The sequence below is a fragment of the Nonomuraea sp. NPDC048916 genome, from assembly GCF_040649575.1.
GTDB lineage: Bacteria > Actinomycetota > Actinomycetes > Streptosporangiales > Streptosporangiaceae > Nonomuraea.
In genome coordinates this window covers 23002-38809 of the sequence record NZ_JBEZFS010000028.1, presented here as the reverse complement: position 1 = coordinate 38809, position 15808 = coordinate 23002, and the positions used below count along the sequence as shown (strand labels likewise).

Below are 15808 nucleotides of genomic sequence, written 5' to 3'. Positions count from 1 at the left end.
GGGTGAGGGCACTGCGCGCTCCTGGCAGGATGGACCCATGAGGGAAACCCGAGTCTCGGCCGCGGGCCTGCGTGAAGCGATCGAACGCAGCGGCTACTACCCCGACCTCGTCACCGATGCGGTCGAGTCCGCGCTGGGCAAGGAGGCCGTGACCGCTTTCGTGGTGCACCACGAGGCCACGTTCGACCCGGCGATGGAGGTGCGCAGGCACGTCACGGTCCTGGTGCTGTCGGCCACCAGGCTGCTGGTCTGCCACACCGACGAGCATCCGGCGGTCGAGGGCGTCTCGACCTCCTACGCCTCGACCACCACCGAGGCCGTCCGCCTGAGCCGGGTCCAGTCGGTCGCGGTCACCCGTGTCGTCCCCGACCCCGCCGCCTACGCCCCCGGCGTCCCTCCCACCGAGGTCACGCTCACCATCGGCTGGGGCGCGATCTCCCACGTCGACCTCGAGCCGGCCACCTGCGGCGACGAAAACTGCGAGGCCGACCACGGCTACACCGGCGCCATCACGGCCGACGACCTGTCGCTGCGGGTCAGCGAGGCCGCCGACGGTCCCGAAGCGGTCACCCACGTCCTCGCCTTCGCCAAGGCGCTCTCCGAGGCCACCGCCCGGGCCGCCGGCTGATCCGCGTCGCCACGGGTCCGGCGCCCCACCCCTCAGGGCGCCGGTGCGAACAGGGGCGCGGTTAAGCTCGGAGAATGGTCGAGAACGCGCCCCTCATTCCTGCCTACGGCGGCTCGTCGCTGGCGGACCTGCCCCGCTCCTTACTCGCCGCCCTGGGCCTCGACGAGCACAACGTGCTCGGCATCCAACCCGCCCAGCGCATCTGCCTGTTCCTCGTCGACGGCCTCGGAGCGGAGCTGCTGCGCGCCCACGCCGACGTGGCGCCGTTCCTCGCCTCCGCCGGGAGCACGACGCTCACCGCGGGCTTTCCCGCCACGACGGTCACCAGCCTGTGCTCGCTCGGCACCGGCCTGCCGCCGGGCGAGCACGGGATGATGGGGCTCATGCTGGCCGTTCCGGGCGCCGGCTACCTGTTCAACTGCCTGCGCTGGACGTTGCCCGACAAGATGGTCATGGACCCGCTCACCTGGCAGCCCGCCACCACGGTCTTCCAGCGCGCGGCGGCGGCCGGGATAGCGTCGAGCTACGTGGCCCCGGGGGCGTTCGAGGGCAGCGGCCTGACCGAGGCCGTCTACCGGGGCGTGCGCTACCTGGGCGCCGACCCCGTCGAGGAGCGCGTCGAGCGAGTACGCCAGGCGCTCCGCGAAGCCCCGGCGTACGTCACCGTCTACTACGGCGATCTCGACGCCGTCGGGCACATGACCGGATGGGGCAGCGAGGAATGGCTGCGACAGCTCGCGATCGTCGACCAGATGGCCGAGCGGCTCGCCGAGACGCTGCCCGGCGGCTCAGCCCTCTACGTCACCGCCGATCACGGCATGGTCAACGCGTCCGACAAGATCGAGGCCGACAGCGTGCCCGCGCTGACGCGAGGGGTGGCCATGCTGGGCGGCGAGGCCCGGGCGCGCCACGTCTACGCCGAGGACGGCGCCGCCGGCGAGGTGCTCGACGCGTGGCGCGAGACCCTGGCGGGCCGGGCGTGGGTGGTGTCCAGGCAGGAGGCCGTCGAATCCGGCTGGTTCGGGCCTCGGGTGCGGGCCGAGTGGCTGCCGCGCATCGGCGACGTCCTGGCCGTCCCCTACACCGATCTCGCCATCACCGCCCCCACCGTCCACCGGCTCGAGGCGGCCTTCACCGGCTACCACGGTTCGATGACCGCCGCCGAGCAGTACGTCCCGCTGCTGGAGGTATCCACCCGATGAGCCCGCTGATCACTCTCGCCGGCCTCGACGCGCTCCGCGACGCCACCGTGCTCGACGTGCGCTGGCGCCTCGGCGGCCCGCCGGGGATCGACCTCTACCGGGAGGGCCACCTGCCGGGGGCCGCCTACTGCGACCTCGACACCGACCTCGCGGCCCCGCCGGGCGGCGACGGCCGTCATCCGCTGCCGTCGGCGGCCGGCTTCGAGGACGCCATGCGGCGGCTCGGCGTCGACGACGACCGGCCCGTGGTGGTCTACGACGACGCGGGCTCCACCGTCGCCGCCAGGGCCTGGTGGACGCTGCGCTATTTCGGCCACCAGGACGTACGCGTGCTCGACGGCGGGCTGGCCGCCTGGACCGAGGCCGGCCGGCCGACGGCGAAGGAGGCCCCCGAGATCGTCCCGGGCGGCTTCACCGCCAGGCCGGGCGCGATGCCCGTGCTGACCGCAGACCAGGCGGGGGCGCTCGCCGGTGACGGGGTGCTGCTCGACGCCCGGGCCGCCGCCCGCTACCGCGGCGAGGTCGAGCCGGTCGACCCGGTCGCCGGCCACATCCCGGGCGCCGCCTGCGCGCCGACCACCGACAACCTCGGTCCCGACGGCAGGTTCCTGCCGCCTGAGGAGCTGCGGGCCCGCTTCCGCGAGCTCGGCGTGACCGAGGGCGTGGCGGCCGGAGCCTACTGCGGGTCCGGGGTGACCGCCGCCCATCAGGTGCTGGCGCTGGAGGTGGCGGGCCTGCCCGCCGCGCTCTACGTGGGCTCGTGGTCCAACTGGGTGGCCGACCCGGCCAGGCCGGTCGCGACCGGCTGATCGCCCGCGCCGAAACAGGCGAAGCCCAGCACCCCCGTCTTGGCCGCGGCCGACGCCAGGGCCGAGGCGGGCGGCCGGCCGGTGGCGAGCAACTCGTGGAACAACGTCATCACGGCCAGCGCGTCCTCGTCGCGCACCGGCACCATCCCGGCGACCACGCAGGTGGTGCCCCTGGCCAGGAATGTCCCGGCCAGCCCGAGCGGCGCGCCCTCGGCGGGCGTGCGGGCCATGCCCGAGTCGCACGCCGACAACACCACCAGCCGGGCCGTACGTGACAGCCCGAGCAGGTCGTAGGCCATGAGCGGGCCGTCCTCGAGCGTGATGGCCGACAGCAGCGGGCTGCGCGCGTGGAACACGCCGTGCGCGGCGAGGTGCAGCACGTCGGCCGTGGTCAGCGCGTCGAGCACGGCGCCGGTGCGCCCGGCCACCTCCCGACCGCGAGGATGGAGGGCGAGCACCCGGCCGACCTCGGCCCCGGCGTGGGCGAGGCCCGGCCCGGCCGCCGCGGCCACCACCGGCGGCGTGGACGGGACGGGCCCGTGCCGCCGCGCCGCCAGCCACGCGGTCGCGCCGGCGGCCACGCTCACCGGACGTTCGCTCAGGCACGGCAGCGCCCCCCAGGGCAGCGTGTGCAGCACCCCGGCGGGCACGACGACCACCGGCCGGTCACCCAGCTCGGCCTCGATCGGCCGCAGCAGCAACCGCTCCAGCTCCTCGGCCGCCGGCCCGACCAGCCCGCCCGCCCACGCGCCGTCGCCCAGGCTGCTCCTGCGCAGGGCGTAGCGCAGCTGGATGAGGGCCTCCGTGATCGGCCCCAGGCCGCCGAGCCGCCGCAGCACCATCCGCTCGCCGGTGATCACCACGGCGAGCAGCGAGGTGTCGTCGACGACGAACTCCACCAGCGCCCCCGGCCCCAGCGCGGCCCGCACCTGATCGGGGTCGGCCATGCCGCGGGCGTGCGCGGGAGCGGCCACCGCCCGCCAGCGCTCGGCCCAGTCGAACACCTCGGCCGGTGACCCGTCGCGCACCGCCAGGCTGAGCCCGAACGCCGCCAGCCGCTCTCCGGCCCGCGCCGCGTGCGCCCGTACAGACGGATCGTCGAGTGTGTCCATCTGGCTGCCGACCTCGGCCAGCCCGTCGCGCACCGCGCGGAACGCGCCCGTGACGTCCTCCTGCAGCGACGCCTCCAGCGCGAGCGCGTGCTGACGCACCGGCGCCGGGATCTGTGACACCTGCCCGAGGTGCCTGGCCTGCGCCTCCGAGGACAGGGAGGTCAGCCGCGCGCCCGCGGGCACCCATGGCGCGTGGGGCGGAACGTGGGACGTCAGGTGAGCCAGCTGGGCGGAGGCCATCGGGTGGTCGTCCACGGCCAGCGCCGTCTCGGCGGACAGGAGCCGGAGCGCGGCCGCGCTCGCCGCGAGAGCCGAGCCGGTCTCCAGCTCGTCGGCGCAGGCGACCAGCTCGGCCAGCAGCTCCGGCGAGGGACCTTCGAGCATGAGCCGGGCCCGCAAGGTCACCTCGTTGACCAGAGGCAGCCACGACACGCGGTCCTGGGCGGTCAGCTCGCGCTCGGCCCGCTCGGCCACGGCCAGCGCGCGCCGCGCGTCGCCCGTCAGCAGCTCCACCTGGGCGAGCTTGAGCCGCGCCTCCGCCAGCGCCACGAGCGCCCCGGATGCCTCGAGATCGGGCACGGCCAGGGTGAGCAGCTCCCTGGCCTCGCCCGGGAGGTGGGCGGCCAGCAGGGCGCCGGCGAAGTCGGCGCGCATCGTGGCCAGGCGCTCGGGGAAACCGAACAGGGCGTCCTCGGCCGCCCGGTAGTGGCCGAACGCGCCCGCGAGGTCGCCTCGCCGCACCGCGAGGAACGGCAGGTTGGCCGCGGCCAGACGGGCCAGGTGGTCGAGCCCGGCATGCCGGGCGATCTGCAGGCAGGCCGTGATGTCGCGCATCGCGGAGTCCCAGTCGCCGCGGTAGGCGTGCACCAGGCCGCGGTTGAGCAGGCCGCCCGCGAGGAACCTGCGGTCGTCGATGGTGCCGGGCGCCGCGACCAGCGCGTGCAGGGCGCGATCGCAGGAGGCGATGGCCTCCTGGTAGCGGCCCAGATGAGCGAGCGCCACGGCGCGCTGCGTGTCGAGCTTGGCCCGGTCGAGGGGCGAGAGGTAGGCCCAGGCCAGGGCGGCGATCCTGAGAGCCTGCAGGGGATGGCCGCGTTCGGTCCTGACCGTCACCAGGGAGAGCCTCGCCTGGGCGAGGCGCTCGCTGGGCGCCTTCGGGGTCGCGATGGCCCGTCGCAGGTGCCGCTCGGCGGCCTGGAGGTCGCCCAGCTCGCGCGCGCCGAGGGCCATCGCCCTGAGGGCGACCACGGCCGCCTCGACGTCGCCGCAGGCCTCGGCCGCGGACAGCACGGTGCGACCCGCGTACAGGGCCTGCTCGGGATCGACGATGGAACGCAGCACCGCCGCCTCGGCGGCCTGGACCAGCGGCTTGGTGTCGCCGGGTGCCCCGGCCGGAGGCGGCGGATGCGGGGAGCCGACAGGAACAGGGGGACGCCGTCCGGAGGCGGCGCCGGATCCCCTGTCTCTGCTTCTGGTCATGGGCGGATGCGTACCCACCGGGTCTGGACCGGCGCGTGGCCAGGACGATGGCACACCACACTGAGCCAGCCCGGAGGCAGGCCGGTGGCCGCGAACTGGCCGGTGCGCGCGAGACGCCTCGTGAGCGTCAGGTGAGGGGTCCGGACATCGACGTGGGTGCCTTCTCCCGGATGCGGGACGACCTGCCCCGCCACGTCGATGAGCCCGTCGCCCACCGTCACCTCCAGGTCGAAGGTGAGGCCGGCCGCGACGAAGCGGACCAGATGGCAACCGTCGGTGCCTCGTACGCCGTGGGGCGCGGCGCATTCGGCGGGCGCGGCGGTCACCGCTTGAGGAACCCGAAGCCCATAGGCATCGCGTGCGGCAGCGGAAACATGCCCGGGAATCGGGTCGTTCCCGGCGGCGAGCCGGAGCGCCGCCAGGAAGTACTCGTCGTTGATCATTGCACCGTCTCCTGTAGTGAGATCAGGGTGCGCAGCTTTTCCAGGCACCGCGTTCTGGTTGGGCCCACGCTGCCAATAGGCACGCCCAGACGCAGTGCAACCTGCTGGTATCCAAGATCCGTCGCGACCAGCTGGAGCAGTGTGCGGCATGGCTCGTGCAGGGTGGAGACCGTCCTCCAGAGCATGCGGCTGCTGTCGGCCTCCAAGACGGCCGCCGCTGGATCAGAGTCGAGTGCGACGTCGAAGTAAGGCGCTCGGGGGAGCTCCTTCCTGAGGATCAGAAGCGCTTCGCGGCGGGTGGTCGTCGCCAGCCACGCGCCAACGCCTGATGGTTCTCTGATGTCATGGAGGTGTTCGAGCAGGCGCAGCCACGCTCCCTGGACCGCGTCCGCCGCATCGGCCTCGGTCAGCCCGCACACCCGGGCGACTGCCCACATGCGCGGCCCGTACCTCGACTCGAGCTCATCCCAGGCCGTCTGGTCGTCGTCGGCCGCTGCCTTGAGCAACTCCGCCGGATCGCGTGGCTCCTGCATGCGGCCTCCTTCGCCCGGGCTCACCAGGAGGCCACGCTGCCTCCTCGTGATCAGCCAAGGACTGAGCGTAAACTCTACAGACTCGACGGGACGAGAACTCCCAGATCGGCAATTTGCCGGGCCCCCTCCGGGGTCGAGCACCTGTGCCGCCGCCTCCCGCACCGGCCCGCTCCTCGCCGCGTCGGCGATCGCGCCAGCGACCAGGGCGGTCGCGAAGGACGTGCCGCTCCACGCGGCGTAGCCGCCGAACTCGTCGCGCTCCAGGAAACTGCTGGTCAGCCAGGTGCCACGCGCGCACGCGTCGACCCACGAGCCGTACGCGGAGAAGGGGGCCAGGCGCTCCTCGGCCTCGTCGCCGACGCCCTGCCCGTCGAGCACCCGGCACACGCTCAGCGCCGCGCCCGGCGCACCAGGATGCCGGCGAGGAAGGTGCCGTGGCCGGCCTGGTCGCTCCCGGTCACCTCCTCGTCCGTCTCGCTGAACCAGTCGCTGTCCGTCCACCACGGATGCGGGGCGACCGTCTCTGGCGATCTCGCAGACGTCGGCGCCGGACGACAGATGGATCACGCAGACGCCGTCGGCCTCGGAGACCGCCTGGGTCCAGCGCGACGCGGCGGACAGCGCGCCACGGTCGGTCAAGATCTGGCCCGGCCGGATGAGCGACGCGCCGACAGGTTCGATGTCCATGAGCGGGTATCCATCCGCGCCCGGCCCTGTGTCACGCGTCACTGCCGCAACAACTTGGTATGGCCCCCCTCTGGTGTCCGATTGCGACCGACGGTAGTCTCTCCCTAGTCACTTGTGATCATCCCAGGACGAGGCCGTTGGGGAAGGCGCACCTCGTACCGATCGGGAGGTCCGGTGTCTGCTCGTGGCGTGATCTACGTCCACTCGGCTCAGCCCGCGCTGTGCCCTCATATCGAATGGGCGGTCGCGGGTGTTCTTGGCGTACCCGTGGACTTGACGTGGACGCCGCAACCCGCCGCGCCCAACGTGGTGCGAGCGCAGGCGGAGTGGGAAGGCCGTCCCGGTGTCGCGGCGGCCATCACCTCTTCCCTCATGGGCTGGCAGCGCATCCGCTTCGAGATCACCGAGGACGCCTCGCCGGGCGTCGACGGTTCCCGCCACGCCTACACGCCGACGCTCGGCGCGTTCAGCGCCGTCATCGGGGTGGCGGGCGACATCATGGTGCCCGAAGACCGGCTCCGCACCGCGATGCTGATGGCCGCCCAGGGGCGGTGCGTGCTGGAGGACGAGCTCGACAAACTGCTCGGCAAGCCCTGGGACGAGGAGCTGGAGCCGTTCAGATACGCGGGCGACGGCGCGCCGGTCCGCTGGCTGCACGCCGCCGTCTGACCTCCCCCGGCCCCCGGACAGCGAAAGGGTCCCGCACCGAACCTCGGTGCGGGACCCTTTCGGCAGCTCTTACAGCGGGATGTTGCCGTGGGCGCCCCTGGCGGGGGTGGCCTGGGCGAGCACCTTGGCGATCGCGCCGCGCGTCTCGCGCGGGTCGATGACCTCGTCGATCACGCCCAGCTCATGTGCCCGGCTGAGCCCGCCGGCCAGCTTCTCGTGCTCGCGCGCCAGCCGCTGCTCCAGCTCGGCCCGCTCCTCCTCGGGCGCCGCCGCCAGATCGCGCCGCTTGAGGATGCGCACCGCGGCGACCGCGCCCATGACCGCGATCTCGGCCGTCGGCCACGCGAACACCTTGGTGGCGCCCAGCGAGCGGGAGTTCATCGCGATGTACGCCCCGCCGTAGGCCTTGCGCGTGACCAGCGTGACACGCGGCACCGACGCCTCGGCGAACGCGTGCAGCAGCTTGGCGCCGCGCCGGACCACGCCGTCGTGCTCCTGCCCGACCCCGGGCAGATAACCCGGAACGTCCACGAGGACAACCAACGGCACTCCGAACGCGTCACACATACGAACGAAGCGAGCGGCTTTCTCGGCGGACGTGGCGTCGAGGCAGCCGCCGAGCCGCATCGGGTTGTTGGCGATCACACCGACCGTCCGGCCACCGAGGCGGCCCAGCGACGTGACGATGTTCGGCGCCCACTTGGGGTGCAGCTCGATGCCCGGCTCGTCGAGCAGGCCGTTGACCAGCGGCTTGACGTCGTAGGCGCGGCGCGCCGACTCCGGCAGCAGGCTGGAGAAGTCGATCTCGTCGGTGTCGGAGGCCCGCACCCGGCCCTGGTGGCCGAGCAGCGAGGCCAGCTGGCGTGCCCGCAGCAGGGCATCGGTCTCGGTCTTGGTGACGATGTGCACGACGCCGCTGCGCTTGCTGTGCGGCTCGGGGCCGCCCAGGGCCGCGCTGGAGACCTCCTCGCCGGTGACGCTGCGGACCACGTCGGGCCCGGTGACGAAGATGCGGCCGGAGTCGGCCAGGATCACCAGATCGGTGAGCGCGGGGCCGTAGGCGGCGCCACCGGCCGCCGCGCCGACGACCACCGAGATCTGCGGCACCACGCCGGAGGCCTTGGTCATCGAGGCGAAGACCCGGCCGACGGCGTGCAGCGACTCGACGCCTTCGGCGAGTCGCGCACCGCCGGAGTGCCAGATCCCGATGACCGGCACCCGTTCACGGACGGCCACGTCATAGGCGTGCACGATGTGCTCGCAGCCCTCGCTGCCCATCGCGCCGCCCTGGAAGCGGGCGTCACTGCAGAACGCGACGACGGGAACACCCTCGACGCGGCCCATGGCGGCGAGCACGCCGCTCTTGTCCTCAGGAGTGATCAGCCGCAGCGACCCCTCGTCGAGCAGCGCGGACAGGCGGACGACGGGATCGCGGGGATCCACGGGCTCCTGATCGGAGCCGGAGGTCACCACCCGGTTGTCGAGTACGGTCATTCAGGCTCCCTTAAAGACGACGGTCGCGTTGTGGCCGCCGAATCCGAACGAGTTGTTCACCGCGGCGATGTCGCCCTCGGGCAGCCTGCGGTTGGCGCCGTAGACGAGATCCACCTCGATGCCGTCGTCGAGGTTGTCCAGGTTGATGGTGGCGGGCACGACACGGTCGTGCAGCGCCTTGATCGTGAAGACCGACTCGATGCCGCCCGCGCCGCCCAGCAGATGGCCGGTCATGGACTTGGTCGAGGTGACCAGTGGATGGGTGCCGATGGCCTTGGCGACCGCCTTGACCTCGATCACGTCTCCGGCGGGGGTCGAGGTGGCGTGCGCGTTGACGTGCTTGACGTCGAGGCCGGTGATGTCGGCGTCGTTGAGCGCCTGGGTCATCGCCATGATGATGCCCCGGCCCTCGGGCTCGGGCTGGGTGATGTGGTGGGAGTCGGCGGAGTAGCCGACGCCCGAGGCGTAGGCGTAGATGCGGGCGCCGCGCGCCCTGGCGAACTCCTCGGACTCCAGCACGATGATGCCGGCGCCCTCGCCGAGCACGAACCCGTCACGGTCGCGGTCCCACGGCCTGGACGCCCCGGCGGGGTCGTCGTTGCGGGTCGACATGGCCCGCGCGGCGGCGAAGGCCGCCACGTTGAGCCCGTGGATCGCGGCCTCGGTGCCGCCGGCGACGACGACGTCGGCGCGGCCGGACCTGATCATGTCCATCGCGTAGCCGATGGCCTCGGCGCCGGAGGCGCAGGCGGACACGGTGGCGTGCACGCCGGCCTGAGCGCCGCGGTCGAGCCCGATCCAGGCGGCCGGGCCGTTGGGCATGAGCATCGGCACCGTGAAGGGCGAGAGGCGGTTCCAGCCCCGCTCCTTGTAGGTGTCGTAGGCGGACAGGGTGGTGTTGATGCCACCGATGCCGCTGGACACCACGACGCCGAGGCGCTCGGGCGCCACCTCGGGAGCGCCCGCGTCCTGCCACGCCTCGCGCGCCGCGACCATGGCGAACTGCTCGCTGCGGTCGAGCCGGCGGGCTTCCGGCCTGGGCAGCACCTCGGCCGGGTCGACTGCGGCCGTCCCCGCGAACTTCACGGGGACGGTGTCGACCCAGTCCTCGGTGATGGTCGTGACACCCGACTGACCGGCGAGGAGCGCCGACCAGGTCGAGGTGACGTCTCCACCGACGGGCGTCGTCGCGCCAAGCCCGGTGACGACGACACGTACCCGGTTCGCACTCACGTTTTCGCGCTCCTTGTCGATCAGGGGAGTTGCTTCAGTTCTGGATGAAGGTGAGGACGTCCTTGACCGTCTTCAGGTTCTTGAGCTGGTCGTCGGGAATCTCGACGCCGAACTCGTCCTGGGCGGCCACGGCGATCTCGACCATGGACAGGGAGTCGATGTCGAGGTCGTCCACGAAGCTCTTCTCGGGGGTGACCTCGGTCGCCGGAATGCCGGTGATCTCGTTGATGATCTTGCCGAGGCCCTCGAGGATCTCCTGCTCGGTGGCAGCCATGTCGCTGGTTCTCCTTAGATTTTCTTCTGGATTCTGTACGGCTCCAGCCGTACAAGCTGTGATGGATACGGCGGGAGCCGTATCGGATCCTACGGAATCTCGATCACTTGACCCGCATAGGTGAGCCCTGCGCCGAAGCCCAGGATGAGCGCGAGCTGGCCCGAGCGGACCTCGCCGCGCTCCAGCATGCGCGACAGCGCGAGCGGGATCGACGCGGCGGAGGTGTTGCCCGCCGTGACGATGTCACGTGCGACGACCGCGTTGTCGGCGCCGATCTTGCGCGCGATCGCCTCGATGATGCGCAGGTTGGCCTGGTGCGGGACGAACGCCGCCAGCTCCGACGGATCGACCCCGGCCCGCTCGCAGGCCTGCCTGGCCACCGGGTGCAGCGCGGTGGTGGCCCAGCGGAACACGGTCTGCCCCTCCTGGTGGAGGAAGGTGTCGCGGGCGTTGATGATGATCGCGTCGGACTTGTCGCCCGAGCTGCCCCAGACCACCGGGCCGATGCCGGGTGTGTCGGCGGGGCCCACCACCGCGGCTCCGGCGCCGTCGGCGAAGATCACGGCGGTGGAGCGGTCGGTCCAGTCGATCCACTGCGATAGCTTCTCGGCGCCGATGACCAGCACGTGCTTCGCCGAGCCGGCGCGGATCGCGGAGCTGGCGACGCCGAGCGCGAAGCAGAAGCCGGCGCAGGCGGCGTTGACGTCGAACGCGCCGGGCGACTTGATGCCGAGGCGGTGGGCCACGATGGCCGCGGCGTTGGGGATCTGCGTCTCCAGCGTGCAGGTGGCGACGATGACCAGGTCGATGTCGGAGGCGGACAGGCCGCTCGCGGCCAGGGCCTTGCCGCCGGCCTGCGTGGCCATGTCCTCGACGGACTCGGCCGCGCCGGCGATCTTGCGTTCCTTGATGCCGACCCGCGACTGGATCCACTCGTCGTTGGTCTCGATGGTCTTGGCCAGGTCGTCGTTGGTGACGACGTTGGCGGGCTGGTAGTGGCCGAGGGCCAGCACCTTCGCGCCCGGGGCGATGTCGGGGATCCTCACTTGATCAGCTCCCTGGCCGCGTCGAGGTCGTCGGGGTTCTTCAGCGCCAGGGTCTGGATGCCCCGAAGCCCGCGCTTGGCCAGGCCGGTCAGAGTGCCGCCGGGCAGTAGCTCGATCATCGTGGTGACGCCCAGCTCGGCCATGGTGGCCATGCAGGAGTCCCACCTGACGGGGTTGCGCACCTGCTTGACCAGGCGCTCGACGAGGTCGGCGCCGCTGGTGACGATCTGGCCGTCGGCGTTGGACAGCAGCTTGATCCGCGGGTCGGCGGGGGTGACGGACTGGGCGGCCTCGCGCAGGTAGGCGACGGCCGGCTCCATGTGCACCGTGTGGAAGGCGCCCGCCACGGAGAGCGGGATGAGCCGGGCGCGGGCGGGGGCGTCGTCCTTGAACGCGGTGAGCTGCTCCAGAGTGCCGCCCGCGACGATCTGGCCGGCGCCGTTGATGTTGGCCGGGGTCAGCCCGTGCCTGTCGATCGCGGCCAGGACCTCGGCCTCGTCGCCGCCGAGCACGGCGGTCATGCCGGTCTGGGTGGTCGTGGCGGCCTTGGCCATGGCCTGGGCCCGCTCCCGGACCAGGGCCAGCGCCTGCTCGGTGGTCAGCGCCCCGGCCAGCGCGGCCGCGGCGAACTCGCCGACGCTGTGGCCGGCGAGCAGGTCGGGCGTCACGCCGAGCGCCTCGGCGGACGCCAGCGCGGCGGCCACCAGCAGGGGCTGCGCGACGGCGGTGTCACGGATCTCGTCGGCTCCGGCGGTCGTGCCGTAGGCGATCAGGTCGAGACCGACGACCTCGGACCAGGCGGCCAGCCGGTCGGCGAAACCGGGCAGCTCGAGCCATGGACCGAGGAATCCTGGGGTCTGGGCACCTTGGCCCGGAGCGACGAGTACAAGCACGAAATCCACCATGCCCTGTAGAGGTTCGACACGCGGATAAGGATCCGCACGAACTTTGTCCGTACTGTTTTGTAGGAAGCCTACAATGGGGGTTTCGGGCGAGTTACGTTAGGGCGCGCCAGGTTACGGCGCTCTCCGCAAGCCTGCCCAGAATGAGCCCGACCTGGAGGGTGAAGGCCGATCGGCCCTCGGTCGGCTGGTAGCCGGTGAGCTCGGTGATCTTCTTGAGACGGTAGCGCACCGTGTTCGGATGCACGAACAGCAGCCGGGCGGTGGCCTCCAGTGACGTGCCCTGCTCCAGGTAGGTGGCCAGCGTGTCGAGCAGCGGGGTGCCGGCCAGCGGCAGGTAGACGTTCTCGACGAGCTGCTGCCTGGCGTCCTCGTCGCCGTCGAGCGCCCGCTCGGCCAGCAGGTCGTCGGCGTGCACCGGCCGGGGCGCGTCGGGCCAGCCCGACGACGCCTTCAGCCCGGCCAGCGCGGCCCTGGCGGACCGGGCGGCGGCGTGCAGGTCGGGCACCTCGGGCCCGATCACGATCGAACCCTGCCCGAACCTGGCCACGACCTGGCGGGCGGCCTCGTTGACGCTGCCCGCGCCGCCCACGATCACGATCAGCCGGTCGGCCTGGACCCCGGCGAGCAGGTCCATGCCGATGCGGCGGCCCTTCTCCCGCAGCCCGTCGATCACCGTGCCGGGATCCTCGTCGGGCGCGTGACCGGCGATCACCACCACGGGGGAGGAGGTCCAGCCGAGCGCCGCGGCCCAGGAGTGCAGGCCGTCGTCCACCTCCCCGCGCACCAGCGCGTCGACGATCAGCGCCTCCAGCCGGGAGTCCCACGAGCCCCTGGCCTCGGCCTCGCGGGCGTAGACGTGCGCGGCGGCGAAGGCCACGTCGCGGGTGTAGCGCAACATGGCCTGCTGGAGCTGGTCCTCGCCGCCCGGCGCGGCCAGCTGGTCGGTCTGCGCCTCGACGACCTCGACCACGATGCGGACGATGTCGACGGTCTGCTGCAGCGAGATGGACCGCTTGAGCTCGCGCGGCGCGGTGCCGAAGAACTCGATGCTGGGCGTGGGCCGGTCCTCGCCCGCGTGCTGGAACCACTCCACGAACGCGGCGATGCCGGCCTGGGCCACCAGGCCCACCCACGAGCGGTCCTCGGCGCTGAGCGCGCGGAACCACGGCAGTTGCTCGTCCATGCGGGCCATGGCCGCCGTGCCGAGCGAGCCCATGGCGCGCTCCAGCCTTCGGGTGGTGTCCGCCCGGATCCGGTCTGTCACGTCTCCTAGAGTGCCAGGTCCGGTCAGATGACCGCGACGGCGGTGATCAGGCCGATCGCCACGTGGGTGACCGCGAGCAGCCGCGAACCCGGCTGCAGCTCGGGCTCCTTGACCAGGTCGCGGACCGAGATGCCCACCACCCTGTCGAAGACGAGCATGGCCACGGTCTGCACGACGATGCCGACCAGGCCGAAGACCGCGGTGCCCGCCAGCCCCTCGGTCAGCCGGCCGCCGGAGGACCAGATCGAGGCCGCCACGATGAGCCCCACCGCGGCCAGCGCCGAGGTGGCGAGCAGGGTGGCGTTGGGATTGCGCTCGCTGCGGATGACCGTGCTCAGCTTGCCCGGGGTGGCGAGGTCGATCACGTAGAAGCCGATTATCAGCAGGACCACGCCGACGGCGGCATAGGCGGCGATGGCGCCCGCGCCGCGGGCGAGGGTTTCCAGCAGGGTCATGATCGCTCGATTCGGTGAGGTACGAAGGACGAGGTGTCGTCGGTGATGAGGCCGGTCGTCTCCCGTATGCCGAGTCCGGCGGCCTCGTCGGCGACCATCCAGGCGCCGAGCACGGGCCGCTGGCCGTCGAAGTCGGGCAGGGCCTCGAAGCCCTGGAAGACGAACCCCTCCTGGCCGTAGGAGCCGGCGGTCTCCTGGGCGCCGGCGGGCGTGACGATGCGCATCGAGGCGCCCTCCCGGCCGAGCAGGGGCTTGGAGATGTAGGAGGTCAGCTCGCGGGGGCCGTCGAGGTAGGCGGGCAGCAGGTTGGGGTGGCCGGGGAACAGCTCCCACAGGATCGCCAGCAGCGCCTTGTTGGACAGCAGCGCCTTCCACAGCGGCTCGATCCAGGTCGCGTGCCGCACGGCGTGTCGCCCGAACGCGTCGGCCAGCATCCACTCCCACGGGTAGAGCTTGAACGCCGAGCGGATCATCCGCCCTTCGAGGTCGACGAAGCGGCGGTTGAGCTCGTCCCAGCCGATGTCCTCCATGGCGATGGCGGCGGTGGCCAGCCCGGCCTGCTCGGCGGTCTCCTGGAGGTAGGCCAGGGTCATCGCCTCCTCGCCGGTCTCGTCCATGTTGGTCCAGGCGAAGTAGGTGGGCCCGGCGGGCAGTGACAGCTCGGCCCAGCGGTCGATGAGCCGTTCGTGGACGGAGTTCCACTGGTCGTCGTCCGGGTGAGTGTCCTTCAGCCAGAACCACTGCACCACTGAGGATTCGACCAGCGAGGTCGGCGTGTCGGCGTTGTACTCCAGGAGCTTGGCCGGGCCGGCGCCGTCGTAACGCAGGTCGAAGCGGGCGTAGAGGTGGGGATCGCGCCGCTGCCACGACCGGGCGACGTCGTCGGCGGCCCAGTCGGGGATGGCCAGGTCGGCGAAGCGGCCGGCCGAGACGACGTGCTCGGCGGCCTGCAGGCACATCGCGTGCAGCTCCTCGACCTGCGACTCCAGCGCCTCCACCTCGTCCATGGAGAAGACGTAGTGGACCGACTCGTCCCAGTAGGGGCGGCTCAGCCCCTCGGGGTGGGCCGCGCGATGGTAGGCGAGGCCCTGAGCCTCGATGATCTTGTCCCAGTCGTCCCTGGGCGCTCCGTGCTCGCGCCGCACCCGTCAGCCTCCGCCGCTCCAGCGGCTGCCGAAGCCGCCGCGCTGGATGTCACGGCCGCCGCGTGAGGAGATGTTGACGTCGGAGGGGCGCAGACTGGTGCCGCCGCGCACGCGGGTGCCGACCCGGTTGCCGCCGTAGTACCAGTGATAGGCGCCGCGCGAGCCGACGTAGTAGTGGGCGTTGCCGTCGTCGTCGTCGCAGTAGGACTCGTCGACGACCGCGTAGGAGCCGTCGTCCAGCCGGTCGTTCATGTCGACGCAGTCGGCGGAGACCTCCTCACTGCTCTGCGTGGCCGAGCAGAACCCGACCACCATGACCGAAACGACGCCGATGACGGTCAGCGTGATCACCCGGGACGACTTGGAGCGTCCCGGTTTGGGCGATCTCCCGGCCGGTCTCGGAGGGCCAGGAGGCCCAGGGGGGCCCGGC

General features: G+C 72.2%; 16 protein-coding genes. 4 read left to right on the top strand and 12 right to left on the bottom strand.

Annotated elements, in window-relative coordinates; all coding sequences use genetic code 11:
* Window positions 1-37 precede the first annotated feature (37 nt).
* The 3 genes from AB0C16_RS27480 to AB0C16_RS27470 all read left to right on the top strand — a co-directional run bounded on the left by AB0C16_RS27480 (window position 38) and on the right by AB0C16_RS27470 (window position 2639).
* Entirely contained in the window at window positions 38-628 is a 591-nt protein-coding gene (locus AB0C16_RS27480; RefSeq protein ID WP_357686849.1) for a DUF5998 family protein, read from the top strand.
* 74 nt (window positions 629-702) lie between these two features.
* Window positions 703-1830 carry a nucleotide pyrophosphatase/phosphodiesterase family protein gene (locus AB0C16_RS27475; RefSeq protein WP_357686848.1) on the top strand — a complete coding sequence of 376 codons (1128 nt, stop codon included), beginning with the start codon at window positions 703-705 and terminating at the stop codon, window positions 1828-1830.
* Window positions 1827-2639, top strand: a complete 813-nt coding sequence (locus tag AB0C16_RS27470) for a sulfurtransferase (RefSeq protein ID WP_357686847.1) — start codon at window positions 1827-1829, stop codon at window positions 2637-2639. Before AB0C16_RS27475 ends, AB0C16_RS27470 begins: the two co-directional genes overlap by 4 nt.
* Here AB0C16_RS27470 and AB0C16_RS27465 read toward each other — a convergent pair.
* The 3 genes from AB0C16_RS27465 to AB0C16_RS27455 are packed head-to-tail and all read right to left on the bottom strand — an operon-like array spanning window position 2579 to window position 6893.
* Complete coding sequence (locus tag AB0C16_RS27465; protein WP_357686846.1) at window positions 2579-5230, bottom strand: CHAT domain-containing tetratricopeptide repeat protein; 2652 nt, start codon at window positions 5228-5230, stop codon at window positions 2579-2581. The two genes, AB0C16_RS27470 and AB0C16_RS27465, sit on opposite strands and share 61 nt — an antisense overlap.
* Entirely contained in the window at window positions 5227-5673 is a 447-nt protein-coding gene (locus AB0C16_RS27460; protein ID WP_357686845.1) for a hypothetical protein, read from the bottom strand. Before AB0C16_RS27460 ends, AB0C16_RS27465 begins: the two co-directional genes overlap by 4 nt.
* The gene (locus AB0C16_RS27455) at window positions 5670-6893 is read right to left on the bottom strand and encodes a sigma-70 family RNA polymerase sigma factor (RefSeq protein ID WP_357686844.1); all 1224 of its coding nucleotides are present in this window, start codon (window positions 6891-6893) and stop codon (window positions 5670-5672) included. The genes AB0C16_RS27460 and AB0C16_RS27455 overlap by 4 nt, the downstream gene beginning before the upstream one ends.
* A gap of 174 nt (window positions 6894-7067) precedes the next feature.
* On the opposite strand from AB0C16_RS27455, the gene AB0C16_RS27450 reads away from it, so the two are divergent.
* Window positions 7068-7562, top strand: coding sequence for a DUF3145 domain-containing protein (locus AB0C16_RS27450; protein ID WP_357686843.1), 495 nt, complete (start codon window positions 7068-7070; stop codon window positions 7560-7562).
* A 69-nt stretch (window positions 7563-7631) separates the two neighbouring features.
* Here the strand turns inward: AB0C16_RS27450 and AB0C16_RS27445 are convergent, their stop codons facing one another.
* The 9 genes from AB0C16_RS27445 to AB0C16_RS27405 form a co-directional block, all read right to left on the bottom strand.
* A complete protein-coding gene (locus tag AB0C16_RS27445; protein ID WP_357686842.1) occupies window positions 7632-9056 on the bottom strand; it encodes a carboxyl transferase domain-containing protein in 1425 nt (474 codons plus the stop codon).
* Window positions 9057-10289, bottom strand: a complete 1233-nt coding sequence (gene fabF, locus AB0C16_RS27440; protein ID WP_357686841.1) for a beta-ketoacyl-ACP synthase II — start codon at window positions 10287-10289, stop codon at window positions 9057-9059.
* Between the two features lie 34 nt (window positions 10290-10323).
* Window positions 10324-10563 (bottom strand): acyl carrier protein, encoded by a 240-nt coding sequence (locus AB0C16_RS27435; protein ID WP_357686840.1) that lies wholly within the window; start codon window positions 10561-10563, stop codon window positions 10324-10326.
* 89 nt (window positions 10564-10652) lie between these two features.
* Complete coding sequence (locus AB0C16_RS27430) at window positions 10653-11609, bottom strand: beta-ketoacyl-ACP synthase III (protein ID WP_357686839.1); 957 nt, start codon at window positions 11607-11609, stop codon at window positions 10653-10655.
* Window positions 11606-12502 (bottom strand): ACP S-malonyltransferase, encoded by an 897-nt coding sequence (locus tag AB0C16_RS27425; protein WP_357686838.1) that lies wholly within the window; start codon window positions 12500-12502, stop codon window positions 11606-11608. The genes AB0C16_RS27430 and AB0C16_RS27425 overlap by 4 nt, the downstream gene beginning before the upstream one ends.
* Before the next feature lie 103 nt (window positions 12503-12605).
* Window positions 12606-13730 carry a helix-turn-helix domain-containing protein gene (locus AB0C16_RS27420; protein ID WP_357686889.1) on the bottom strand — a complete coding sequence of 375 codons (1125 nt, stop codon included), beginning with the start codon at window positions 13728-13730 and terminating at the stop codon, window positions 12606-12608.
* Window positions 13731-13801: 71 nt separating this feature from the next.
* Window positions 13802-14233: a DUF350 domain-containing protein gene (locus tag AB0C16_RS27415; protein ID WP_357686837.1), complete on the bottom strand. Its 432-nt coding sequence runs from the start codon at window positions 14231-14233 to the stop codon at window positions 13802-13804.
* Complete coding sequence (locus AB0C16_RS27410) at window positions 14230-15378, bottom strand: glutathionylspermidine synthase family protein (protein ID WP_357686836.1); 1149 nt, start codon at window positions 15376-15378, stop codon at window positions 14230-14232. The genes AB0C16_RS27415 and AB0C16_RS27410 overlap by 4 nt, the downstream gene beginning before the upstream one ends.
* A gap of 3 nt (window positions 15379-15381) precedes the next feature.
* Complete coding sequence (locus AB0C16_RS27405) at window positions 15382-15729, bottom strand: hypothetical protein (RefSeq protein WP_357686835.1); 348 nt, start codon at window positions 15727-15729, stop codon at window positions 15382-15384.
* Window positions 15730-15808: the final 79 nt, after the last annotated feature.